At 70.4% G+C, this 23,987-nt stretch carries 20 protein-coding genes; 11 read left to right on the forward strand and 9 right to left on the reverse strand.

The annotated features are described in order from the left end of the window. Positions 1-31 precede the first annotated feature (31 nt). Genes ELY19_RS06040 through ELY19_RS06050 form a run of 3 tightly spaced genes read left to right on the forward strand, consistent with a single transcriptional unit; the run spans position 32 to position 2,224 of the window. Positions 32-412 (forward strand): guanyl-specific ribonuclease, encoded by a 381-nt coding sequence (locus tag ELY19_RS06040; protein ID WP_126195407.1) that lies wholly within the window; start codon positions 32-34, stop codon positions 410-412. A 3-nt stretch (positions 413-415) separates the two neighbouring features. Then, positions 416-712, forward strand: coding sequence for a barstar family protein (locus tag ELY19_RS06045; RefSeq protein ID WP_126195408.1), 297 nt, complete (start codon positions 416-418; stop codon positions 710-712). 48 nt (positions 713-760) lie between these two features. Then, a complete protein-coding gene (locus ELY19_RS06050; protein WP_126195409.1) occupies positions 761-2,224 on the forward strand; it encodes an aspartate ammonia-lyase in 1,464 nt (487 codons plus the stop codon). A 9-nt stretch (positions 2,225-2,233) separates the two neighbouring features. On the opposite strand, the gene ELY19_RS06055 is transcribed toward ELY19_RS06050, so the two are convergent. Together ELY19_RS06055 and ELY19_RS06060 are read right to left on the reverse strand one after the other, a co-directional pair. Beyond that, positions 2,234-3,394, reverse strand: coding sequence for an NAD(P)/FAD-dependent oxidoreductase (locus ELY19_RS06055; protein ID WP_126195410.1), 1,161 nt, complete (start codon positions 3,392-3,394; stop codon positions 2,234-2,236). 28 nt (positions 3,395-3,422) lie between these two features. Then, complete coding sequence (locus ELY19_RS06060; protein WP_126195411.1) at positions 3,423-4,007, reverse strand: DsbA family protein; 585 nt, start codon at positions 4,005-4,007, stop codon at positions 3,423-3,425. A 316-nt stretch (positions 4,008-4,323) separates the two neighbouring features. Between ELY19_RS06060 and ELY19_RS06065 the strand changes: the two genes are divergently transcribed. Continuing rightward, a complete protein-coding gene (locus ELY19_RS06065) occupies positions 4,324-6,087 on the forward strand; it encodes an aminotransferase class V-fold PLP-dependent enzyme (RefSeq protein WP_126195412.1) in 1,764 nt (587 codons plus the stop codon). Positions 6,088-6,115: 28 nt separating this feature from the next. Here ELY19_RS06065 and ELY19_RS06070 read toward each other — a convergent pair whose 3' ends face one another. From ELY19_RS06070 to macS, 3 genes are all read right to left on the reverse strand, one after another. Next, positions 6,116-6,652: an SMI1/KNR4 family protein gene (locus ELY19_RS06070; RefSeq protein ID WP_126195413.1), complete on the reverse strand. Its 537-nt coding sequence runs from the start codon at positions 6,650-6,652 to the stop codon at positions 6,116-6,118. Positions 6,653-6,687: 35 nt separating this feature from the next. Further along, entirely contained in the window at positions 6,688-7,287 is a 600-nt protein-coding gene (locus ELY19_RS06075; protein ID WP_232015620.1) for a LuxR C-terminal-related transcriptional regulator, read from the reverse strand. Positions 7,288-7,375: 88 nt separating this feature from the next. Further along, positions 7,376-8,605: a MacS family sensor histidine kinase gene (gene macS / locus ELY19_RS06080; protein WP_227966609.1), complete on the reverse strand. Its 1,230-nt coding sequence runs from the start codon at positions 8,603-8,605 to the stop codon at positions 7,376-7,378. A gap of 34 nt (positions 8,606-8,639) precedes the next feature. Between macS and ELY19_RS06085 the strand changes: the two genes are divergently transcribed. From ELY19_RS06085 to ELY19_RS06095, 3 genes are all read left to right on the forward strand, one after another. After that, positions 8,640-9,914 (forward strand): lysylphosphatidylglycerol synthase transmembrane domain-containing protein, encoded by a 1,275-nt coding sequence (locus ELY19_RS06085; protein ID WP_126195414.1) that lies wholly within the window; start codon positions 8,640-8,642, stop codon positions 9,912-9,914. 219 nt (positions 9,915-10,133) lie between these two features. After that, entirely contained in the window at positions 10,134-10,538 is a 405-nt protein-coding gene (locus ELY19_RS06090) for a DUF3054 domain-containing protein (protein ID WP_126195415.1), read from the forward strand. After that, a complete protein-coding gene (locus ELY19_RS06095; protein ID WP_126195416.1) occupies positions 10,531-11,748 on the forward strand; it encodes a DUF7373 family lipoprotein in 1,218 nt (405 codons plus the stop codon). The genes ELY19_RS06090 and ELY19_RS06095 overlap by 8 nt, the downstream gene beginning before the upstream one ends. Before the next feature lie 54 nt (positions 11,749-11,802). Here the strand turns inward: ELY19_RS06095 and ELY19_RS06100 are convergent, their stop codons facing one another. After that, a complete protein-coding gene (locus ELY19_RS06100; RefSeq protein ID WP_126195417.1) occupies positions 11,803-13,434 on the reverse strand; it encodes an NTF2-like N-terminal transpeptidase domain-containing protein in 1,632 nt (543 codons plus the stop codon). Positions 13,435-13,513: 79 nt separating this feature from the next. On the opposite strand from ELY19_RS06100, the gene ELY19_RS06105 reads away from it, so the two are divergent. After that, positions 13,514-14,248, forward strand: a complete 735-nt coding sequence (locus ELY19_RS06105) for a pirin family protein (RefSeq protein ID WP_126195418.1) — start codon at positions 13,514-13,516, stop codon at positions 14,246-14,248. Positions 14,249-14,263: 15 nt separating this feature from the next. Here the strand turns inward: ELY19_RS06105 and ELY19_RS06110 are convergent, their stop codons facing one another. Further along, positions 14,264-16,333 carry a CocE/NonD family hydrolase gene (locus ELY19_RS06110; protein WP_227966610.1) on the reverse strand — a complete coding sequence of 690 codons (2,070 nt, stop codon included), beginning with the start codon at positions 16,331-16,333 and terminating at the stop codon, positions 14,264-14,266. Between the two features lie 158 nt (positions 16,334-16,491). Here ELY19_RS06110 and ELY19_RS06115 point away from each other — a divergent pair, with 158 nt between their 5' ends. The 3 genes from ELY19_RS06115 (at position 16,492) to ELY19_RS06125 (ending at position 20,343) form a co-directional block, all read left to right on the forward strand. Beyond that, complete coding sequence (locus tag ELY19_RS06115; protein WP_126195419.1) at positions 16,492-18,516, forward strand: M13 family metallopeptidase; 2,025 nt, start codon at positions 16,492-16,494, stop codon at positions 18,514-18,516. Positions 18,517-18,715: 199 nt separating this feature from the next. After that, positions 18,716-19,372: a GAF and ANTAR domain-containing protein gene (locus tag ELY19_RS06120; RefSeq protein ID WP_227966611.1), complete on the forward strand. Its 657-nt coding sequence runs from the start codon at positions 18,716-18,718 to the stop codon at positions 19,370-19,372. Positions 19,373-19,716: 344 nt separating this feature from the next. After that, positions 19,717-20,343 carry an HdeD family acid-resistance protein gene (locus ELY19_RS06125; RefSeq protein WP_126195420.1) on the forward strand — a complete coding sequence of 209 codons (627 nt, stop codon included), beginning with the start codon at positions 19,717-19,719 and terminating at the stop codon, positions 20,341-20,343. Between the two features lie 105 nt (positions 20,344-20,448). Here ELY19_RS06125 and ELY19_RS06130 read toward each other — a convergent pair whose 3' ends face one another. Together ELY19_RS06130 and ELY19_RS06135 are read right to left on the reverse strand one after the other, a co-directional pair. Continuing rightward, a complete protein-coding gene (locus tag ELY19_RS06130; RefSeq protein WP_126195421.1) occupies positions 20,449-22,641 on the reverse strand; it encodes a 3-hydroxyacyl-CoA dehydrogenase NAD-binding domain-containing protein in 2,193 nt (730 codons plus the stop codon). Positions 22,642-22,673: 32 nt separating this feature from the next. Further along, positions 22,674-23,885, reverse strand: a complete 1,212-nt coding sequence (locus ELY19_RS06135) for an acetyl-CoA C-acetyltransferase (protein ID WP_126195422.1) — start codon at positions 23,883-23,885, stop codon at positions 22,674-22,676. Between the last annotated feature and the right edge of the window lie 102 nt (positions 23,886-23,987).

A 23,987-nucleotide genomic window follows, 5' to 3' on the forward strand; every position in this document is an offset into this window, starting at 1 on the left:
GGCGATCATCTAGTTCGGCTAACTTTTTGCCATGCGCATCGCACCCCGCCTCGCGGGATCGGTCGTCGTGGCGCTCGGCGTCACCGTCGCGACCGTCTCGCCCGCCACCGCCGCCCTGCCCACCTGCGCCCTCTCCTCCCTCCCTGCGGAGGCCACGGACACCGTCGACCTCATCCACCAGGGCGGGCCGTTCCCGTACCCGCGCAACGACGGGGTGGTGTTCCAGAACCGCGAGGGCATCCTGCCCGCGAAGGCCTCGGGCTACTACCACGAGTACACGGTGCCCACGCCGGGCTCGTCGACCCGCGGCGCGCGCCGGATCGTCACCGGTGGAACGCCGCTCACCTCGCCGCCCGATTGGTACTACACCGGCGACCACTACGCCTCCTTCTGCATCGTGACGGGAGCCTGAGCCGTGAAGACCTACACCGTGGACGGCGGCCGGGTGACCGGCGCAGCCGACTTCTACGCCGAGCTCGGGCGCGCCGTGAACGGCCCCGGCGGCTACTTCGGCAGCAACCTCGACGCCCTCGTCGACTGCCTGCGCGGCGGCTTCGGCACCCCGGAGGACGAGCCCTTCGGCTTCCGGCTCACCCACGCCGATGACGTCCGCACCGCGCTCGGTCCGGCGCTCTACGCCGAGGTGCTGGACGTCTTCGCCACGTCGGGCGTGCCCTTCGCGACGGACGAGCGGACCGGGCGCGCGGGCTGATTCCGCCGAACCGCCCGGCGATCGCCGACGGTGCGCGACGATCGTGGGATGACCTCTTCTCAGACGCGCAGCGAGCACGACCTGCTCGGCGACATCGACGTCCCCGCCGACGCCTACTACGGCGCCCACACCGCTCGGGCGCTGCTCAACTTCCCCATCACCGGCGTCCCGATCGCGATCCACACCCACCTGGTGAACGCGCTGGCCGCCGTGAAACAGGCCGCGGCATCGGCGAATCGGCAGCTGGGCCTGCTCGACGACGAGCGGTCCGCCGCGATCGTCGCCGCGTGCGAACGGATCCGGGGTGGAGGGCTGCACGAGTGGTTCGTCGTCGACACCATCGCGGGCGGCGCGGGTACCTCGACGAACATGAACGCGAACGAGGTGATCGCGAACGCCGCCCTTGAGCACCTGGGCCGGCCGAAGGGCGACTACGCCTCGCTGCACCCGCTCGATCACGTGAACCTCGGGCAGAGCACCAACGACGTCTACCCCACCGCGATCAAGATCGCCCTGATCACCCAGCTCGCCGAGCTGGCGGATGCCCTCACGGAGCTCCGCGGCACGTTCGCCGCGAAGTCCGACGAGTTCGCGCGGATCCTCAAGATGGGGCGCACGCAGTTGCAGGACGCGGTGCCGATGACGCTCGGACAGGAGTTCGGCGCCTTCGCCACCACGCTCGGCGAGGACATCGTGCGGCTGCAGGAGGCCACCCGACTGCTGCACGAGCTCAACATCGGCGGCACCGCGATCGGCACCGCCCTCAACGCCCACCCCGGATACCGCCGTCAGGTCATCGAGCGGCTGCGCGAGGTCACGGGCATCCACGAGCTGGTCGGCGCGACCGACCTCATCGAGGCCACCGCCGACGTCGGCGTCTTCGTCCAGCTGTCCGGAGTCCTCAAGCGGATCGCCGTGAAGCTGTCGAAGACCTGCAACGATCTGCGGCTGCTGTCGTCGGGCCCGCGCGCCGGCCTCGCGGAGATCCACCTGCCCGCCGTGCAGGCCGGGTCGTCGATCATGCCGGGCAAGGTCAACCCCGTCATCCCCGAGGTTGTGAACCAGATCGCTTACGAGGTGATCGGCCACGACGTCACCATCACCCTGGCCGCGGAGGGAGGCCAGTTGCAGCTCAACGCCTTCGAACCGATCATCGGGCGCTCACTGGTCGAGTCGATCGCGCACCTCACGCGCGGCGCCCGGGTGCTCGGCGAGCGCTGCGTCGCCGGGATCACCGCGAACTCCGATCGCCTGGAGCGGATGGTCGCCGAGTCCATCGGCGTCGTGACCGCACTGAGCCCGACCATCGGTTACGCCGCGGCCACCTCCGTGGCCGCCGAGGCGCTCGAGTCCGGGCGGGGCGTCGTCGAGATCGTGCGCGAACGCGCCCTCCTCGACGAGGCGACCCTCGCGTCCCTGCTCAGCCCCGAGTACCTCACCGGCCACCCGCCGCACGCCCTCACGCCGCAGCCCGACGGTGCCGGCGGCGACGGATCTTCCGAGAGCCGCTGAACCGTCGGGTCATTCCCAGTACGCGCGCCATTCGCGTTCTTCGCGGACCTTCTCCTCGTGTCGTTCCGCCGTCGCCGGCAGCAGGGTCACCTCGGGGTGGGGCTGCGCGAAGAAGTCGCCCTCGCCGCGCGCCGCACGGTGATCACCCGTGTCGATGTAGCAGTAGCCGACCCCGGACAGGGACGCCGGGGAGTCCGTGCGGCCCAGGTGGTGCAGCACGGTGCGGGCGACCGCCGCCGCCCCGTTCTTCGCGAAGATCGCGGCCTTCGGCAGCGGGCGACCCGTCGGCGAGGTGACGGCGGAGACGTCGCCGATCGCCCACACCCCGTCGTACTCGGTGGCCATCGATTCCCGGTCCACGGGCGTCCAGCCGGTCCCGTTCAGGGCCAGCGCGGGCTCGTGCGGCGGCACGAACACCAGGAGGTCGAAGGGCACGGCCTCGCCGTCGGCGAAGTGCACGGTCCGCGCGATGTGATCCACCCGCTCCACCTGGTGCAGCGTGTGCAGGTCGATCCCGGCGTCGCGCACCCGGCTCGCCAGTTCGAGGCCGGCATCGGGCCCGGCGGAGGGCATCGGCTGCGGCTCCGGGGTGTACACGGCGATGCTCGTCCTGTCGCGCACCCCGGTCTCGGTGAGGAGGTCGGCGGCCAGGAACGCGCCCTCGTACGGGGCGACGGGGCAGCGGAAGGGCGTCGCCGCCACGAGGAACACGAGTCGTCCGCCCGCGAACGCGCTGAGCGCGCGGTGGGCGCGCGCCGCCTCCGCGGCCGAGTAGTAGTGCACCGCCAGGCCCGCGTCGACGGCTTCCTGCAGCCCCGGGACCCGGTGCGTCGCGTTCCGGGCGCCCAGGGCCAGGACCAGGGCGTCGTACGGCAGGCGTTCCCCGGTCTCGAGGACCACCACGCGTGCGGCGGTGTCGACGCCGGCGATCTCGGCGCGCCGGGTCCGCACTCCGGAGAGGCTCTGCTCGGAGGGACGGATCGGCACGCTCTCGACGGTGCGCCATCCACGCATCACCCACGGCAGGGTGAATCCGATGTAGTGCTCGAAGTCCTCGTCGACGAGGGTGATCTCGACGTCCTCGAGGGGAACTCCGGACTCGCGCAGCTCCTTGATCACGCTCAGGCCGCCGATGCCGGCGCCGGCGACGACGATGCGCTGGGTAGTCATGTGCAGGACCTTTCTGTGTGGGGTTGGGTCACGTGGGATGCCGCAGGCGCTGCACCGATGTGAAGGCGTCGACGGACGCGACGGTGCCGAGCGCATCGAACAGGGCGCGCCCGGCAGCGGCATCGGGCACCGTGCGCAGGATCGGCCCGTGGAACACCGTGTCGCCGAGGGCGATCAGAGGGCTTCCGCCGCTCCCGCCCGCCGCCTCCTGGCTCCGGGCGTGGGCGTCGCTCACGGCGGGATCGAGGGATCGGTCCGCGACGCTCGCGGCGTGACCGGGCGGGAGTCCGAGCATGCGCAGCATCGTCCGCATCGACGGCTCGTCGAGTACGGCCCCGTCGCGGTGGTAGAGGTCGTTGAAGGCACGCAGGGCCTCCCACAGGCGCGTGCCGTCGACCTCGCGTGCCAGGCTCGCGAAAAGCCTTCCCGCGGATCGTGAATCGCGCATCCGAGCCGTTGCGCGCGCGGGGAGTTCGCGCCCCTCGTTGAGGATCGCGAGGCTCATCAGTTCCCATTCCAGCGCCTCCGGGCCGCCCACGGCCTCGTGCAGCCACTCGGCGGTCGGCCACGAGTAGGGGCACACCGGATCGAACCAGAATCGGACTGCGGGCACGACCACTCCTCTCCTTATCCCCCCTGGGGGTTATGACATCGAGGCTACCGACGTCCGGCGCCACGCGCACCCCCCGGGCGATTCTTCACACGATCGACACATCCGGTGCGTCGCCCTCCACCCGAACCCTCCACCCCCAGCGCGAATCCGGGGTCCGGCACCACCCGGACACCGATCGCGCACCTCGCCCGACGGCGCGCCGACGGGGGCGCGGCCGCGCGAGGCGACCGATGGCATTGCACATCGCGCGGTGGAGTGTTACGTTCCGATCATTCATCCCCCCAGGGGGATATTTCGGAGACGGAGACGAACGGCCATGACGACCACAGCACCGGGCGACGAGTTCGCGGACACCCCCATCCTGCAACGCATTCGCGAATCGATCATCGGAGACGACCAGGTGGTTCCGGGGCCCTACGGCCCGCGGCGCGTCACGTACGCCGACTACACCGCCTCCGGGCGCGCGCTGACCTTCCTCGAGGACTTCATCCGCTACGAGGTGCTCCCGCGGTACGCGAACACCCACACCGAATCGAGCGGGACCGGACTGCAGACGACCCGGCTGCGCGAGGACGCGCGCGCGAAGATCCTCGAGGCCGTCGGCGGCGACGAGGACGTCGCCGTGATCTTCGCCGGTTCGGGGTGCACCGGGGCGATCGACCGGATGGTGGGGATCCTCGGGATCCGCCTTCCGTCCGAGCTGGATTCGGCCTACGGGTTGTCCGACGCGATCCCCCCGGACGAACGCCCCGTCGTCTTCATCGGCCCCTACGAGCACCACTCGAACGAGCTGCCGTGGCGCGAGTCCATCGCCGACGTGGTCGTGATCGACCAGGATCCGGACGGGCACGTCGACGTCGGCCGGCTCACCTCCGAGCTGGTGAAGTACGCCGCGCGACCGCTGAAGATCGGTTCGTTCTCGGCCGCCAGCAACGTCACCGGGATCCTCACCGACACGCGTCGGATCAGCCGGATCCTGCACGAGCACGGCGCATTGTCGTTCTGGGACTTCGCCGCCGCGGGCCCCTACATCGACATCGACATGTACCTCGGCGATCCCGCCGGCGCCGCGGAGAGCGGCGAGTACCTCGATGCGGTCTTCCTCAGTCCGCACAAGTTCATCGGCGGCCCGGGAACGCCCGGCGTCCTTGCGGTCCGACGAGCACTACTCACCAACCGGGTGCCCGCCGTCCCCGGCGGCGGCACCGTCGCCTACGTCAACCCGGCGGACCATCGCTACCTCGACGATCCGATCCAGCGCGAGGAGGCCGGCACCCCCGCGATCGTCGAGTCCATCCGGGCGGGCCTGGTCTTCGACCTCAAGGCCAACGTCGGCACGGCGCTCATCCGGGCGCGGGAGGAGCACTTGTTCCGGCGCGCGATCGCCGCCTGGTCCGATGTCGCCGAGATCGAGATCCTGGGCAACCTCGATGCGGAGCGGCTCTCGATCGTGTCCTTCGTCGTCCGGTCGCCCACCGGGCGGTTCCTGCACCACAACTTCGTCGTGGCCCTCCTCAACGACCTCTTCGGCATCCAGTCCCGCGGCGGATGCTCGTGCGCCGGGCCGTACGGGCATCGGCTGCTGGGGATCGACCTGGACCACTCGCGGGAGTTCGAGCGCGAGATCGCGAAGGGCTGCGAGGGGATCAAGCCAGGCTGGGTCCGCATCAACTTCAACTACTTCATCTCCGAGGCGGTCTTCGAGTACATCGTCGACGCCGTCCGACTGATCGCGCGCGAGGGATGGAAACTGCTCGACGACTACGTCTTCGAGCCCGAGTCGGGGCTGTGGCACCACCGCGACGGCGTCGTCGAACCGCTCGTGCGGCTCTCCGACCTCAGCTACGACGAGAACGGCGAGCTCCGTTACCCGCGACACGCGGACACCGCGCCGGAATCCGCGCTCGGCGACTATCTGCGACAGGCCGAAGCGGTGTTCGCACGGCGACAGGGTCCCGGTGATCCCGACGGCGGCGCAGGCGGCGCCGTCTCCGCCGACTTCGAATCCCTGCGGTGGTTCGATCTCCCGGCCACGTGCCTGATCGCGCCCGCTCAGTCCAGCCCGTTCTCCAGCGCGTAGCGGGCCAGGCTCGCCGCCCCGGCGGTTCTCATCGCGTGTCGAACGCCGGCCCCTCGTACCTGCTACCTCCGATCGGGAAGACGCTCGACTCGAGATCACCGGAGAACAACGCGACGAGGTAGTGCAGCAGGCCGGCGGGGTCGTAGTCGATGAACGCCGATTCGCAATAGACGACCGGCCACCGATCCGGGTCCTCGTCAGCACTCACCCTCCAGAACCCGGACCCTCCGTCGATCCCGCCACCCCACAACAGGTAGCGGTCAGCGACTACACCGATGGCCGCATCGACATCCACCCCGGGGGAGGTTCTCGCCAGGCACCGGTAGGGCCCATCCGCGGCGTGATTCCGCACGGTGTCCGCTATCGCATCGCTCCTGAGTTCCGCCATGCGATCAGGGCCCACGATCGCGAGATCACCGAAGAATCGGCCTTGGCCGTACGTCTCGATCAGAAGCTTGTAGTCCACCGGCAAGCGCGTCCCGAGTCGCCCCTCGACATCCACCCAATCGACCGGTGCCGGCGCCTCCGGAGGCGCCACCAACTGAACCAACTGCGAGACATCCACGCGCTACAACGTCCTTGCCGCCCCGGCCATGCCGCCTAATCCAGCCCGTTCTCCAGCGCGTAGCGGGCCAACTCCACCCGGTTGCCGAGCTGCAGCTTCCGCAACGTGGCCTGCACGTGGTTCTCGACGGTGCGGTGGCTCAGGTGCAGTCTGCTGGCGATCTGCTTGGCGGACAGGCCCTTCGCGACCAGCCGCAGCACCTCGGTCTCGCGCGCGGTGAGCGCGGGGCCGGCCGGCTCGGGCGCCGATGCCATCCGCCGGAACTCGCCCAGCACCAGCCCGGCGAGGCCCGGCGTGAACACGGGCTGCCCGGCGGCGGTGGCCTGTACGGCGTCCACAAGTTCCTCCGCGGAGGCGCTCTTGACCAGGTAGCCGCAGGCGCCCGCCTTGACCGCCTCGACCACGTCGTCGCGCTCGTCGGACGCGGAGAGGATCAGTACCTGCGCGCGCGGCGCTGCCTCGAGCACCAGTGCGGTGCCGGCGGCCCCGTCGCCGTCGGGCAGCGACATGTCCATCAGCACGACCACGGGCTGCACGGCTTTGGCGATCCGTCCCGCGGCGGCCACCGAATCCGCCGTGCCCGCCACGCGGAAGCCGCGCGCCTCGAGGTCGCGGGCCACGGCCTCGCGCCACATCGGGTGGTCGTCCACCACCAGGACCGAGATGGCCGCCGGGTCCGCGCCCGGCCCGCTCACCGAAGTACCCACGCTCGTCTCCTCACCGTCAGGGCAGTTCCGATCCGTCCACCGGCCTCGGCACCGACAACTCCCATTCCACCCCTCCTCCGACCTCGGTCGTCAGTTCGGCGCGGCCGCCCAGCGCCCGCATCCGCCCGACGATGGATTCCGACACCCCCAGTCTGCCCTCCGCGCGGGCGGCGTCGAGCCGTCCCGGCGCGATTCCGGTCCCGTCGTCGCGCACCGTGACCAGCACGGTATCGCCGAGGTCCTCGAGCAGCAGGTACGAGCGCGCCCCCGGGCCGGCGTGCAGCGCGGTGTTGTCCAGCGCGTTCCGCACGGCGGCGGCGACCTCGGCGGCGGGGCCGGCCTGGAGCGGCACCGGTCCGCCGGGTTCGGCGAGGGTCACGGTCGACGAGGCGAGGGGGCGCAGCAGGTCCCGCAGGTCGGCGGTGCCCTCCTCCTCCGGCGCGGCGGCCGGGGCGCCGGACGGCGTCTCCGCGATGAGCTGCCGCAGCGCGCGCTCCTGCTGCGCCGCGAGCTCCCCCAGCGCGCCCAGCTCCGTCCCGGGGCCGCCGAGCTCGGCGCACCGTCGGGCGAGGAAGGCGAGCGCCTGCAGCACCCCGTCGTGCACCTCCCGGGCGAGCCGCTCCCGGGCGCGGGCCTCGGCGGCCACGCGTTCGGCCTCGCGGAGCTGCTCCTGCGAACGGATCGCGACGCGCGCCGCGACCCCGAGGCCCAGGCCGACGGCCATGAAGACGGGGTAGTTCGCGTCCCGCACGATGGTCTCGGGGAAGGTGCCGCGATAGACCGCGTTGATGACGGCGATGGCGATCCCGCCGGCCACGCCCGCGACGGGGCCGCCCAGGATCGCGGCGGAGACCACCGGGTTGGTGAGCCAGAGGGTGGTCGGCAGCGCCTGGTTGTGGGCGGTGAACTCGGGCGAGGCCACCCACACGGTGCCCAGCGCCAGCACGGCGGCGGCGGTGAACTCGCCGACCACGAACCAGCGGTTGCGCCCGAAGCCGCGCACGTACCCGATCCCGGCGATGAGGCTCACGGCGACCACGGCGGCGATCATCACCCAGCTCCAGCCGATCCGCTGGTACCTGTCGGCCTCGTCGATCTGCCTGCCCACCGCGTACACGACCGACAGCGCGCGGAACCACTGCGCGCCGCGCCAGAGGGGCGCACGGGGGTCGCCGTCGGACGCGCGCACCTCCGCTTCATCGCCGGAGGGTTCGACGCGCCGCAGCCGCGATGCGAGGCCTTGCATGTGCCCACGTTAACCGCTGAGTAGGCTGGCGCCGATGCAGGCAGACGACGACGCGCCCTCACCCGGCGCCGAGGACTCCGGCGCCGAGCCGCCCGAGGCCACGCCCTCGAAGGATCCCGCCGTGACCCGGCGGCGGCTCCGGTGGGTCCGGCGCGCCCTGCTGCTGGTGATCACGATCGTCCTCGGCGTCGAGGTGTACCTGTTCGGGCCGACGGTGTCGAAGTCCATCCGCGAGCTCGAGCACATCCGCTGGGAATGGGTTCTGGCCTGCGTGATCGCCGTCTTCTTCTCGATGGACTCGTTCGCCCAGGTGACCCGCGTCCTGCTGCGCTCGGCGGGCGTGAAGGTGACGCAGCGGCAGGCGCTGGGCCTGCAGCTCGCGTCGAACTCCGTCTCGCAGACGATGCCGGGCGGGCAGGTGCTCGCCCCGACCCTCGTGTACCGGCGCACCCGCATGTGGGGCGCGTCGCGGGTGGTGGCCGCGTGGCAGATCGTGATGAGCGGCCTGCTCATGTCGGCCGGCCTGGCGGTGCTGGGCGTCGCGGGCGCGCTGCTCGCGGGGGCGAAGACCAGCCCGTACTCGGTGCTGTTCTCGGTCGGCATGCTCGTGGTCTTCATCGTGCTCGTGCAGTACGTCGCCTCGCATCCCGACGGCCTGTACGTCGTGGGCGCGCGCCTGATCCGGTGGATCAACGACCTGCGGAACAAGCCGGAGGACACCGGCCTGGCCCGGCTCCGCGAGGTGATCGAACAACTCCAGTCGGTGAAGATGAGCCGCCGCTACGGCGCGGAGGCCTTCGGCTGGTCCCTGTTCAACTGGATCGCCGACGTGGCCTGCCTCGCCTTCGCCTGCTACGCCGTGGGCGAGGCTCCGGGGCTGGCGGCCCTCGCCGGGGCCTACGCGGCCTCGAAGGTGGTCAACACCATCAGCCCGATCCCCGGCGGCGTGGGGCTGGTCGAGGGAGCGCTCGTCCCCGCGCTGGTCCTGGCCGGCATGCCGCTGAGCCAGGCCTTCACCGCGACCATCCTGTACCGGCTGGTCAGCTACGTCCTCGTCGTCGTGGTCGGCTGGGTGGTGTTCTTCGTGTCCTACCGCAGCACCATGGACATCGACCCGGACGCACCGGACAAGAACGGCGAGAAGCCGTCCGAGAAGGCCGCCCGGGCCGCGGAGGAAGCGCAGGCCGCGCAGACCGCCGGCCCGGCCGCGCCACCGGAGGGCGACGAGCGCGGACCGTCGGACGAGGGAGGACCGTCGGACGAAGGCGGACCGTCGACCGGGGATACCGGCGCGGACCAGCGGATTTAGCGCAGTCCAACCGGCGCTCAAGGGCTTGCGGGCATCGTTCGTCCCGTGAGCGAGAGACCCACGACGCTCACGGCGCCCCGGAGTGGAGGGGGGCGAGGGGGTCAGGCCCGGTCGGGGTCGCGGTTGGGAGGACCGCGCCCCGGCCGCGTGCCGTTCCGGGACGTCACAGCCCCACGATCCGATTCCCGGCAGGGGTTGCAGGTCGATTACCGTTGCCGTATGCGCATCCCGGTCATCGCCGCCCTCGACGTCGTCTTCGTCCTGTTGTTCGTGGTGATCGGCCGGTTCAACCACAACGAGGCCTTCTCGCCGTCCGGATTCGCCGAGACCGCGTGGCCGTTCCTCCTCGCCCTCGCCGTGGGCTGGGCGTTCACCTACGTGCTGGCCGCCCTGCGCGGCCACGAGCCCGGCCGGGCGGCGACCTTCGCCCCGGAGCGCGTCTTCCCCGCCGGCGTCATCATCTGGATCTCGACGGTCGCCTTCGGCATGACCGCCCGCGGACTGCTGACGTCGAAGGGCGTCGAGGTCAGCTTCGTCGTCGTCGCGACGATCGCGCTGGGCCTGTTCCTGCTGGGGTGGCGCGCCGTCGCCCGCGTCGTGGCGTCCCGCCGGGTCCGTGCCTGAGCTCCGAGCCCGCCGCGCACCCGCGCTGCAGCGGGCGGCGGCGCTGGCCCTGGGCGGGCTGATCGCCGTGTCGTGCACCGCGTGCACCCGCGTGATCGCCGGAACCGCCTCGGCGCCGCCCGAGGTCACGCGCCTGGACACCGGGAACTATCCCACCGCACCGCGGACCGTCGAGGCGAAGGCCTCCGCGGACGCCTGGCAGCAGGAGGGCTGGCGGGTGGCCGATGCGGTGGTGGCTCCCTGGGAGGTGGATCCACGGGCCACCGCGGCACCCGAGTCCGGGCCGCCCGTCCTACCGTTGTTCCAGGCCCAGGCGCTGGGCACCGAGGCGGGCGCCGGCCTGGTCACCTCCGAGCAGGCCCAATCGTTCATCACCGCGCCGTTCCACACCGGCTTCCTCGCCACCCGAACCGCGCGCGACCGCTCGGTGACCGTGCAGACCGGCGTGCTCCGGTTCCCCGACGAGGCCACCGCTCGCCGGGCGATCGACGGTGCGGCGCAGAAGAACCCGACCCGGGACGACGCCGTCTCCAGCGCGGTCTCGGCGATTCCCGGCGGCACGATCGTGCTGTACGGCGATGTCCCCGGCGCCACCCGCCTCACCGCGGCGGCGATTCGCGGCGATCTGGTCGCCCTGGCCAGCGTGGAGATGCCGCAGACCGGCCGGGACGGACTCACGGCCCGCGTCGTCGCGGGCCTGGCCGAACAGGTCGAGCGACTCCCGAAGTACGTTCCCACGCCGCGGAACCCGTCGAGTTTCGTGCCCCCGGTCCCGATGGACAAGGAGGGCATCCTCTCCCGCACGATCGCGTCGCGCAGTGACGACGCCTCGTACGGCCTGTCCGCGGAGTTCACCCTCGGGGACGGTTACATGAGCGCCTACGCCTTCTCCCTGATGATCTACGAACCGCGCAGCCTCCAGGAGGAGTACGGGCTCGACCTGGCGGGCCACACCTCGGTCAACGGTGTGCTCCGGATGCGCAGTGCGGCCGATTCCCTTCGCTACCTGGCCGACTACCGCAAGCGCGCCGGGACGGGCGAGGCGCTCTCGTCCATCCCCGGCATCCCCGCGGGGGCATCCGTCTGCTCGGCGACGCTGTGCCTGACCAGCTACGGGCGATACGTGGGGCTCAACGCCTTCGCCTCGATCACCCAGTCCAAGCAGGCCGCGGCGGCGCAGTACCTGATCCTCGAGGCTGCCGGCACGTAGCTGCCGGCCCGGGGCACCCGGGCGAGCGTCGAGCGCCCGCGGGAATCGCCGGCGCTACTTCAGGTACGCGCCCGCGACCTGCAGGGATCCCGCGCCCGAGCGCTCACCGGTGACCATGATCGCGAACGCCTGGTCGCCGCGGTAGCCGATGAACCACCCCGGCCCCTCGGGGCCGTTCGTGCCCACGAGGCCCTTCGCCTTGGTGGAGACCAGGTCGCTGCCGTCGCCCGACGGCGAGACGGTGGCGTCCATCTTCGCTCGCACCGCCTTGAGGATCTTCTCGTCGACGTCGCCGAGCGGGGCACTCGGCTTCGCGGTCTGGCCCTGCACGACGTACGGCGCGGTGGTCTTGCCCTTGGCGATCGCGGAGGCGAAGACGGCCATGCCGAACGGGCTGGCCTTGACGGTGTCGGCGCCGAGTTCGGCGGCACCGCGGCCGCCGGTGCCCGGCAGTTCCGCGGTCTTCGTCTTCACGCCGGTCATCGCGAAGTCGGTGCCCATCCCGAGCGGGGCGAGCAGTTTCGACTGCTTACCGGCGTCGTTCCCGGCGGCGGCGTTGACCTCGCTGTACAGCGGCTCGAGGACGGGGCCCGTGGTGGAGAGGCCGGTGAGCGCCCAGTCGGTGGCGATGCCGCTGGCCTGTGTGTTCTGTGCGGCGGCGAGCACGGCACCGGTGGAGACGGAGAGCACCACCATCGCGGCGGGCTGCCCCAGCTGGACCACGGCGTTCTCGGCGTCGAGCTGCACCTTGGGATCCATCGCGGTGCGCAGGTCGGGACCGGGCGGGCCCTGGAAGCCGACGATCTTGGTGGGCGGCTTCCCGTTCGTCAGCAGCTGCACCTCCCAGCCGGCGGTCTCGTCCCGGTTGGCCTGCCAGGCGCCCTTGATGCCGTCGAACAGCGGGGAGAACAACTGCCGGTTGGCGATGAGCAGGTCGCCCGCGGTCGTGTCCTGCACACCCGGGACCGCCTTGAGCTGATCGCCCAGGACGCCGTAGTCGTCGTCGCGCAGGTCCACGACGGGCACGGGCTTGCCCGGATCGGCCTTCGCCTTCGCGGCGAGGGATTCGGGCGTGACCAGCGGCGCGACCGGGGAGACGATCTTCGCCACCCGGTTCAGGCTGTCGGTGAGGTTCTTGGTCTTCGTCGGGTCGACGGTGAGCCGGTGCACGGTGCCGGCGAACATCAGCTCGGACTTGTCGGCGGCGAAGACCTTCGGCGGCTTCGCGTCGGTGCGGATCTGCCGGATCGCCGTCTCGGGTGTGAGTCCCGGCGCGAGCACGGCGGGGTCCCAGGAGATGCGCCAGCCGATCGACAGCTGCGAGGCGCTGCCCTTGGTGGTGTAGTCCCAGTCGCGGCCGTCGCCGAAGTTCCAGTGCGTCTTCACGTCGAAGGTGGCGTTGCCGCCCGAGTAGCGCTGCACGTTGGAGGCCTTCACCTCCACGGACTTCGCGTTCATGTCGCGCAGGGTGCGCCCGATGACGCCGCCCGCCGCATCGGGCGAGGAGGTGAATGCGGCCGCCGCGACGGCCTTGCCCTCCCCCAGTGCGGAGGCGTAGCCGTCGAGCATCTTCTGCACCTCCTCGACGGCGCTGTCGCCGCACGCGGCCAGCCCCGAACCGAGTGCGAGCAGGAGCCCGGAGACCATCGCGGCGGCGCCGTACCGTACCCGGCCGCTGCGTCTCACGTGGTCTCCTCGCTGGTCATGGTGCGTTCGGCGTCTCTGGCCGCGAAGTTTACCGGTCCTCACATGGCATCCTTGGGATATGGATCGGTTGGTTCGCTCGGAGGACCGCGCCGCGTCGTCGATGCCCGGCGTGCGCTCGCGGCACTGCTTCTCCTTCGGCGACCACTACGATCCGGACAATACGCACCACGGCGTGCTCCTCGCGTGCAACGCCGAGCAGGTGGCGGCGGGTACGGGCTTCGACACGCACCCGCACCGCGCCGTCGAGATCGTCACGTGGGTGCTGTCCGGTTCGCTCGTCCACCAGGACAGCGAGGGACACGCCGGGCTGGTCCACCCGGGGCTCGCGCAGCGCATGAGCGCCGGCACGGGCGTGCTGCACTCCGAGCGCAACGACCGGCCCGAGCCCGCCGGCGCCGATGTCCGCTTCGTCCAGATGTGGGTGCTCCCCGACGATCCGGGCGGCGCACCATCGTACGAACAGCGCGACGTGGACGTCGAGCTCGCCGCGGGCGGGCTGGTGCCCGTCGCGTCGGGCGAGCCCGCCCAGGACGCGGCGATCCGGATCGGCAGCCGCGGTGCCACCCTGTTCGCGGCCCGGCTCGCCCCCGGCGGCACCGTGGACCTGCCCGACGCGCCGTTCGGGCACCTCTACCTCGCCGACGGTGCCGCGGTCACCGAATCGTCGACGGGCTCCGTCGGCCTGGCCGACGGCGACTCGCTGCGCACCGTCGGGGACGGGCGGCGGGTGACCGCGGGGCCCGACGGCGCCGAGGTCCTGTTCTGGCGCATGCGCAGCCGCCTCGGCGGCTGACCCGCGCCGTCGGCATCAGGGCAGCGGGCGGTCCGAGGGCACCACGAGGTAGCTGGGCTTCTTCGGATCGATGAGCACGTGCTGCGGCCGGAACTGCGTCTCCGCCGTCACGGGCCCGACCGTCATCGCCTTGATCAGGTTGAGCGCGAAGACGTCCACGCGCAGCCGGTGGCCGGGTTTGAGGACCGCGCTGACCGCGTGCGTGCCGATGTCGAGCTGCACCACCTGGCCGGGCTTCACGAGCTCACGATCGTCGAGGTTGAGCTGGTAGTAGGGCGCCGTGTAATCGCCGCCCGCCGTGCGGATGCTGCGGGAATCGTCGATCTGCCGCAGCGAGGTGGTGAGCTGGCCCGAGCTGATCTTCTCCGAGCGGCCGTCGGGCGCGACGTCGGTGACGATCACGCTCCAGTACGCGTCGCGCGCGTCCTGCGTGGTGGTGAGCCGGAGGTTGATCGGCCCGGAGATGACCGTGGACTTCCCGACCGGTTTCGAGGTGAAGGTGAGCGCGTTCATCTCGGCGACGCGGGTGTCCTTGGTGCAGCCGGTGAGGACGAGCAGGCCGAACATGGCCTGCCCGGTGTCGTCGGAGCACAGTGTGGACAGGCCGGGGCCGACGGTGCGCCGGGCGGCGATCTTCGGCGGCGCGGTCTGCAGGCTGTTGTCGCTCAGCGCGGTGGGCGCCGTCCCCGACGGCAGGCTGGAGAGGTACATGCGTTGGTACTTCTGCGCCGGCTCCGGGAAGGTCTCGCCCTGCCACCAGCCGCCGCCCTTGCGGTGCACGGTGACCGGGGCGTAGTTGTCGATGCCGTTGTCGGCGTCCTTGAGCCACTTGTCGAACCACGCCTTCTGCAGCACGTCGGCGCGGGTCGGCTGGTTCACCCCGCCCATGTCGCTGGTGACGGTGGCGTGCGCGACGTCGCCCATGATCAGTTTCTTCTTGCTCGTGGGCAGCGCGCTCAGGTCCTTGGGGAGGCGCCATTCCGTGTTGGTGAACAGGTCGTTCCAGCCGCCGAGCGCGAAGGTGGGCGTGGTGATCTTGTCCAGTGGCGTCCGATAGGCGGCCCGCAGGGTGGAGTTCTTGTCGATGAGTTGCTTGGTCGTGGGCGTGAGCCCTTCGACGGTCGGCGAGAAGACGCCGGAGAGCAGCTCGGGGACGAAGACCGCCGGATTCTGCAGCCGATCGCGCAGCCAGGTCCAGTCGAAGGTCCCGTTGAGCAGCGAGCGCAGGTCGGGGATGAACTTGAGGGCGTTGACGATCCCGAGCCACGGGCCGAGGAAGCCGACGCCGAGGCCGCCGCCGGGGGCGACGATGTCGGCCGCGATGTCGGCGCCCGGCACGACCGGGAAGACGGCCTCCAGGCCCGCGGGGTTCTTCGACGCGGCCTGCAGCTGGTTGATCGCCGAGTACGAGACGCCCGACATCCCGAGGCGGCCGTTGGTCCAGCTCTGCTTGCGCACCCAGTCGAGCACCTCGATGGTGTCCTTCTGCTCGCGATGACCGAAGACGTCCCACACGCCCTGCGAGTACCCCGTGCCGCGCACGTCGACCACCACCTGCGTGTACCCGCTCTGCACCAGCTTCTGGTCGACGGTGAAGGTGTTGATCAGGCCGCCGTTGAGCACGTTGCGCAGGTCGTCGACGCCGCCGATCGGAGTGCCGGAGAAGTTGAACATGTTGAGCACGCCGACCAGCGCCGGGTAGAGCACGGGCACGTTCGTCATCACGGTGGCGACGGTGCTCACGAACTTCGTGTACGGCGTGAGGTTGACGATGGTCGGCGTCTTCGTCTCGATCGCCCTGCCGGAGGCGTCGGCCGGCCGGAAGATGTTGGCCCGCAGGATCGTGCCGTCCGACATGCGGATCGGCACGTCCCACTCCGTGGCCATCCTCGGGTACTGCGTGGGGCCGTCGTGCGCGGCGATCCATTCGGGATTGACCATCCCCGCGACGCCGGGGCCCGGCTTCCACGGCTCGGCTCCGGAGCGGGCGGCGAGCCCGGGGACGGTGAGTGACGTTCCGATCAGCACGAACGTCGTGAGCAGCGCCGCCAGTGCGAGCCGCAGGCGCGGACGGGTCAGGCTCATCGAAGAATCCCCTTTAACTTCTCAGCGTCGCAACAGGGTAACCCCGATTGCGGTATGCGTCACTCCGCACGCTAACGGTGTGCTGCGCCATAGGGAATACTGACGAGTCACTTCTCCCACCATGTGAGACGGCTGAGGGGCGCTGGCAAGATGGACGGGTGACCACCTCTCCCGCTCTGGACCTCAGCCACGTCGACCCCGGCATCCGCGTGCAGGACGACCTGTTCGGGCACGTCAACGGCGCATGGCTGGACACGCACGAGATCCCGGCCGACCGCTCGACCGACGGCGCGTTCTACGCCCTCCGCGACGCCGCGGAGGCGACGGTGCGCACGATCATCGAGGACTGCGCCGCCCGCCCCGATGCGACCGGGGACACCGCGCGGATCGGCGGCCTCTACGCGAGCTTCATGGACACCGATCGCATCGCCGCGGCCGGGCTCGCGCCGCTCGCCGACGAGCTGACGGAGGTCCGGTGGGCGGAATCCCCGTCGGACCTCGTGACGGTCCTCGGCCGCCTACAGCGGACGGGCGTGAGCGGCCTGCTCGGCTACTACGTGGACACCGACGCCAAGCGCTCGGACCGGTACCTGGTGAACCTGGTGCAGAGCGGCATCTCGCTGCCCGACGAGGCCTACTACCGCGAGGAGCAGTACGCGCCGATCCGGGAGAAGTTCGCCGCGCACGTCGCGGCGACGTTCCGGCTGGCCGCGGAGGTCCTCGGGGGCATCGTCGCCCCGGGCGAGGAGGACGCGGCGGCGGCGCAGGTCCTCGAGCTGGAGACCGCGATCGCCGCCGGGCACTGGGACGTCGTCGCCCGGCGCGACGCCGACAAGGGCTACAACCTGCGCACCTTCGCCGAGCTGACCGCCGAGGCGCCCGGGGCGGTTCCGGCCGCGTGGGTCGCCGCCGTCACCGGCACCGGCGACTCGGGCGCGTTCGCCGAGGTGAACGTGCGGCAGCCGTCCTTCGTGACGCACGCCGCGAACCTGCTCACCGATCGACCGATCGCCCAGTGGCGCACGTGGCTCGCGTGGCGAGTGCTGCACGCGCGCAGCCCCTTCCTCACCGACGCCCTGGTCGACGAGCACTTCGCCTTCTACGGCACGGTGCTCACCGGCACCCCTGAGATCCGCGACCGCTGGAAGCGCGGCGTGACGCTGGTCGAGCAGTACCTGGGGTTCGCCGTGGGCGAGCTGTACACCGCGCAGCACTTCCCCGCGGATTCCAAGGAGCGGATGCAGGCCCTCGTCGCCGATCTGGTGGAGGCCTATCGCCGGCGGATCACCGACCTGCCGTGGATGACCCCCGCGACGCGCGAGCGCGCGCTGGAGAAACTGGACAAGTTCACCCCGAAGATCGGCTACCCGGACACGGCGCGCGACTACTCGGCGCTCGAGATCCGCCGCGACGACCTCCTCGGGAACCTGCGCCGCGGCGAGGCCTTCGAGCACGACCGCGAGTTCGCGAAGATCGGCGCCCCGGTCGACCGCGACGAGTGGTTCATGACGCCGCAGACCGTGAACGCCTACTACAACCCCGGCATGAACGAGATCGTCTTCCCCGCTGCGATCCTGCAGCCGCCGTTCTTCTCCCCCACCGCCGACGACGCCGTGAACTACGGCGGCATCGGCGCGGTGATCGGGCACGAGATCGGCCACGGCTTCGACGATCAGGGCGCCAAGTACGACGGTGACGGCAACCTCGAGGACTGGTGGACCGACGCCGACCGGGAGGAGTTCGGCAAGCGCACCACGGCGCTGATCGAGCAGTACGACGCCCTCGTGCCGAGGGAGTTGGCCGACCTGCCGGACGGCTCCGAGCACCACGTCAACGGCGGCTTCACCGTGGGAGAGAACATCGGCGACCTCGGCGGGCTCGGCATCGCGCTGGTCGCGTACGGGATCGCCCGCGAGCGGGCGGGCGGCACCGTCGACGACGAGTCCACGCGGATCGACGGGCTGACCGGCCTGCAGCGGTTGTTCTTCAGCTGGGGCGTGGTCTGGCGGGGCAAGTCGCGGCCGGAGGAGGCGATCCGCCGGCTCGCGATCGACCCGCACTCGCCGGCCGAGTTCCGTTGCAATGCCATCGTCTCGAACCTCGACGAGTTCTACGAGGCGTTCGGCGTCGATGCCGGGGATCGCCTGTTTTTGGACCGCGACCGCCGCGTCTCGATATGGTGAGATCCGATCAGTAACGACCTGTCGAACGTCCCGTCCAGCAACCGGCGGATACCCATGATGTGACCCCGTGTCGAGCCGGCACGGAGAACGGGTGGCCGTGCACTCACGCAAACATTCCAGTGAACAACTCCCCTCCGTCCTCGGTGTCGTCCACGAGTCACCCGAGGTACCGCTCGAAGAACTGACTCTGAGCGAACGGATGGGCGAGATCGCGAGGATGCTGCGAGAGCAGTCCTCGGACTCCGAATCGCTCCTGACCGCCGCCACGCAGTTCGCCGTCGAGCAGGTGCCCGGCGCCGACTTCGCGTGCGTGACCCTCGTGGACCCGAAGGGCGGCATCTCGCACCCCGTGGTGATCGGTGAGGAGGCGCAGCGCGTCGCCGACGTGCAGCGCGACCTCGAGGAGGGCCCCAGCGTGGGCGCCACCTTCGAGGCGACGACCATCCTGCTGCTGGAGGACACCGCCACCGACGACCGCTGGCCGCGCTTCGCCGCCGCCGCGCACGCCGCGGGCGTCGGCTCGATCCTCTCGTTCTGCCTGTACGTGCAGAACGAGGCGTACGGGACGCTCGATCTCATGGCGCGCGAGCCGCACGCCTTCGACGCCGAGTCCATCTCCATCGGATCGCTGTACGCCGTGCACGCGGCCGTCGCCTTCTCCGCGGTCCGCGAGAAGGAGCAGATCCGCGCGGCGCTCACCACGCGCGACGTGATCGGGCAGGCCAAGGGCATGATCATGGAGCGCTACAAGCTGGACTCCGACGCGGCGTTCCGGCTGCTCGCCCGCCTGTCCCAGGACAGCAACGTCCGCCTCGCCGAGGTCGCCGAGCAGGTGATCGAGGCCGGACCGGAGTAGTCCGGGCGCGGGACCACACTCCCTCACTCCGCGCAGTCACGCGCGCGGCTATGCGTGCGGCGCATGGCATCCGAGCACACGCACCCTCCGCGACCGACGGCGCACCGATGACGACGGGCCGGTCGGCGATGACCGGACGTGCCGTCGACGAGCACGCCACCCGTCGCGCTGACACGCGTGGGCACCGTTCTGCGTCGGTCGCGAATTCGAACCGCGACGATCGACACCCGCTGTTCACATCGCAAAACACCGTCTGGTGTGATTGTCTGTCGACGGCGAAGTGAGACGAACTCAGGTTCACCTCCATCCATCGCCGGGGAACGTCTCACAAGAAGAGGGAGAACATGTCCACAAACCCGACCGGACCGGTCGACACCGGCCAAACGATCTTCGACGAGGTCCGCGGCTTCGCGGCCGACGTCGCCAAGCGCTCCTGGCAGACCGCGATCGCCGTCGGCGCCATCGCCGCGATCCTCGGCATCGTGCTGCTCGTGTGGCCCGACCCGACGCTGCACGTCGTGGCGATCCTGTTCGCGCTGTACCTGCTCATCACCGGCGTCCTGCAGGTCGTCGCGACCTTCGGCGTGCTGCAGTCGTCGGGCTTCTGGTGGCGCCTGCTCACCTTCCTGTCCGGCGTCGTCTCGATCGTGCTCGCCGTGATCGCCTTCCGTAACGTCGTCGAGTCGCTGGTGATGCTGGCCATCTGGATCGGCGTCGGCTGGATCTTCCGCGGCATCGCGGGCCTGTCTCTCTACACCGACTTCCCGAAGGGCACCCCGGGCAAGGTGTGGGGCATCATCCTCGCGATCATCTCGATCGCGGCGGGCGCCTTCGTCGTGATCTACCCGTACGACTCGATCCCGTCGCTGGTGCTGGCCACCGGTGTCGTCCTGATCGTGCTCGGCGTGGTCGAGATCGTCCACGGCATCCAGATCCGCTCGAACTTCAACCGCCTGCATCCGCAGGTCTAGTCCGCACCCGCGGACCTGCCGACCTCATCCCGGCAGGCGAAGGGGCCGGCACCGTCATCTCGACGGTGCCGGCCCTTTCCGGTTGTTCAGGTCCGAGCGCGGTTCCTACTCGTAGGTCTCGCCGGCCTCGGCCTTGGCGACCAGCGACGCGGGCGGGGTGAACTGCTCGCCGTACTTCGCGGCCAGGGCGTTCGCCTGCGCGACGAAGGCCTTGGGCCCGGTGAGGCCCTCGGCGGGCGTGCCCGGGCGGCCCTCGTAGCCGTTGATGTACTGCAGCACGCCGCCGGTCCACGCGGGGAAGCCGATGCCGAAGATCGAGCCGATGTTGGCGTCGGCGACGGAATCCATGACGCCCTCGTCGAAGCAGCGCACGGTCTCGATCGACTCGATGAAGAGCATGCGCTCCTGCAGCTCCGCGAAGTCCGGCTTCGTCGAACCCGACTTGAAGTGCTCCTGGAAGCCCTTCGAGAGGCCGGTGCGCTTGCCGTCGGCGTAGTCGTAGAAGCCCGCGCCGTCCTTCTTGGACGGGCGGCCGTTCTCGACCATCCAGTCGACCACGGCGAAGGCACCGTGCTGCGGCACGTCCTTGCCCTCGGCCTTGAGCGCGGTCTCGGTGGCGAGGCGGATCTTCTGCATCAGGGTGAGCGTCAGCTCGTCCGCCAGCTGCAGAGGCGCGGCCGGGTAGCCGGCCTGCTGGCCCGCCTGCTCCAGGTACACGGGGTCGACGCCCTCGCCGATGGCCGCGAGGGCCTCGTTGATGAACGTACCGATGACCCGCGAGGTGAAGAAGCCGCGGCTGTCGTGAACGACGATCGGGGTCTTCTTGATCTGCAGCGTGTAGTCGATGACCTTGGCCAGCACCGCATCCGAGGTCTTGGCGCCGCGGATGATCTCCACCAGCGGCATCTTGTCGACGGGCGAGAAGAAGTGGATGCCGATGAAGTCCTCCTGGCGCTTCACGCCCTCCGCGAGGATGGTGATCGGCAGGGTGGAGGTGTTGGAGCCGAGGATGGCGTCGGGCTCGACGATGTCCTCGATCTCCTGGAAGACCTTGTTCTTGACCTCGACGGACTCGAACGCGGCCTCGATCACCAGGTCGACGCCCTTGAAGTCCTGCGGGTCCACGGTCGGGTGGATCCGCGCGAGGAGCGCGTCGGACTTCTCCTTGGTGGTGCGGCCCTTGGCGAGCGCCTTCTCCTCCAGCTTGACGCTGTAGTCCTTGCCCCGGTTGGCGGCGTCGATGTCGATGTCCTTGAGGACGACCTCGATACCGGCCTTGGCCGAGACGTAGGCGATGGCCGCGCCCATCATGCCGGCGCCGATGACGCCGACCTTCTTGGCGGTGTACTTCTCGTACCCCTCGGGCCGGCTGCCGCCGCCGTTGATGGTCTGCAGGTCGAAGAAGAACGCCTTGATCATGTTCTTCGACACCTGGCCGGTGGCGAGCTTGGTGAAGTAGCGCGACTCGATCTCGAGGGCGGTGTCGAAGTCGACGTAGGTGCCCTCGAAGGCGGTGGCCATGATGGCCTCCGGAGCCGGCATCGGGGCGCCCTTGAGCTGCTTGCGCAGGTTGGCCGGGAAGGCCGGGGCGTTCGGGGCCAGCGTCTTGTCGATCGGCGAGCCGCCGGGGATCTCGTAGCCCTTGACGTCCCACGGCTGCGCGACCTTGTCGGGGTTGGCCTTGATCCACGCCTTCGCGGCGGGGACGAGCTCGTCGACCGTGCCCACGAGATCGTTGACCAGACCGGTCTTCTGGGCCTTGCCGGGGGCCATCTGCTGGCCCTGGAGCAGCACGCCCATGAGCGCGCCCTGCAGGCCGAGCATCCGGACGGTGCGGGTCACGCCGCCGCCGCCGGGGAGCAGGCCGAGGCTGACCTCGGGGAGGCCGATCTTGCTGCCCTTGACGTCCGCCGCGATGCGGTGGTTGGCGGCGAGAGCGATCTCGAGGCCGCCGCCGAGCGCGGCGCCATTGATGGCGGCCACGACGGGCTTGGGCAGCTTCTCCAGGCGGCGCAGGTCGCGCTTGATCTCCTGGACGTTGTCGAAGACCTGCTGCGCATCGGCCTTGGTGGCCTTGCGGATCTCGGTCAGGTTGCCGCCGGCGAAGAAGGTCTTCTTCGCGGAGGTGATGACGACACCGGTGATCGACTCGACCTCGGCCTCGAGGCGGTCGACGGTGGCGCGCATGGACGTGCCGTACAGCTCGTTCATGGTGTTCGCGGAGCTGGTCGGGTCGTCCATCGTCAGGGTGACGATGCCGTCGGCGTCCTGCTCCCAGCGGATCATGTTGTCAGACATGTTTCTTCAGTCTCCTGTTGTTCCGGCGGGCGTCAGACGCGCTCGATGATGGTGGCCGAGCCCATGCCGCCGGCGATGCACAGCGTGATGAGGCCGTAGCGGCCGCCGGTGCGCTCCAGCTCGTCGAGCACGGTGCCCACCAGCATGGCGCCGGTGGCGCCGAGCGGGTGGCCGAGCGCGATGGCGCCGCCGTTGACGTTGACCTGCTCGCGATCGAGCTTGAAGTCCTTCATCCACTTCAGGACCACGGAGGCGAAGGCCTCGTTGAGCTCCCAGACGTCGATGTCGTCCTTGGTCAGGCCGGCCTTGGCGAGCACCTTCTCGGTGGCCGGCGTGGGACCGGTCAGCATGATCGTCGGGTCGGCACCGGTCGACGCGGTGGCGACGATGCGGCCGCGCGGGGTCAGGCCGGCCTTCTTGCCGCCGGCCTCGTTGCCCACCAGGACCAGGGCGGCACCGTCGACGATGCCCGAGCTGTTGCCACCGGTGTGGACGTGGTTGATCTTCTCGACGGTGTTGTAGCGCTGCAGCGCGACGGCGTCGAAGCCGCCCATCTCGCCGACCACGGTGAACGCGGGGCGCAGCTTGCCGAGGTCCGCGGCGGTGGTGCCGGGGCGACGGTGCTCGTCGTTGTCGAGCACGACGAGGCCGTTCTGATCCTTGACGGGCACGACGGACTTCGCGAAGCGGCCCTCGTCCCAGGCCTTCGCGGCGAGCTCCTGCGACTCGGCGGAGTACTGGTCGACGTCCTCGCGGGAGAAGCCCTCGATGGTCGCGATCAGGTCGGCGCCGATGCCCTGGGGCGCGATGTAGTTGTCGTAGCTGTACTGCGGGTCGTAGAACAGCGCACCGAAGTCCGAGCCCATGGGCACGCGGGACATCGACTCCACGCCGCCGGCGAGCACCAGGTCGTCGCCCAGCGACGAGCCGACCTTCTGCGCGGCGATGTTGGTGGCCTCGAGGCCCGAGGCGCAGAAGCGGTTGATCTGCACGCCCGCGACGGTGTCCGGCAGGCCGGCCACGATCGAGGCGGTGCGGGCGATGTCGGCGCCCTGCTCACCCACGGGCGAGACGACGCCGAGCACGATGTCGTCGATGGACGCGGGATCGAGCTCCGGGTTGCGGTCCTTGATCTCGTCGATCAGGCCGACCACGAGGTCGGTGGGCTTGATGGCGGTCAGCGAGCCGCCCTTGAGCTTGCCACGGGGCGTACGGATCGCCTCGTAGATGAATGCGTCAGACACTTGGTCTTCCCGTCCTTTCGAAGAAGGTGTTCCCGGCCCCCGCGGATACCACGGAGCCCGTCACTCCTACAGGCTAACCGCGTGTAGCTTATTTGGAAAGAC

Origin of the sequence: Tsukamurella paurometabola (assembly GCF_900631615.1) — a bacterium.
In the GTDB taxonomy this organism is placed as follows: domain Bacteria; phylum Actinomycetota; class Actinomycetes; order Mycobacteriales; family Mycobacteriaceae; genus Tsukamurella; species Tsukamurella paurometabola_A.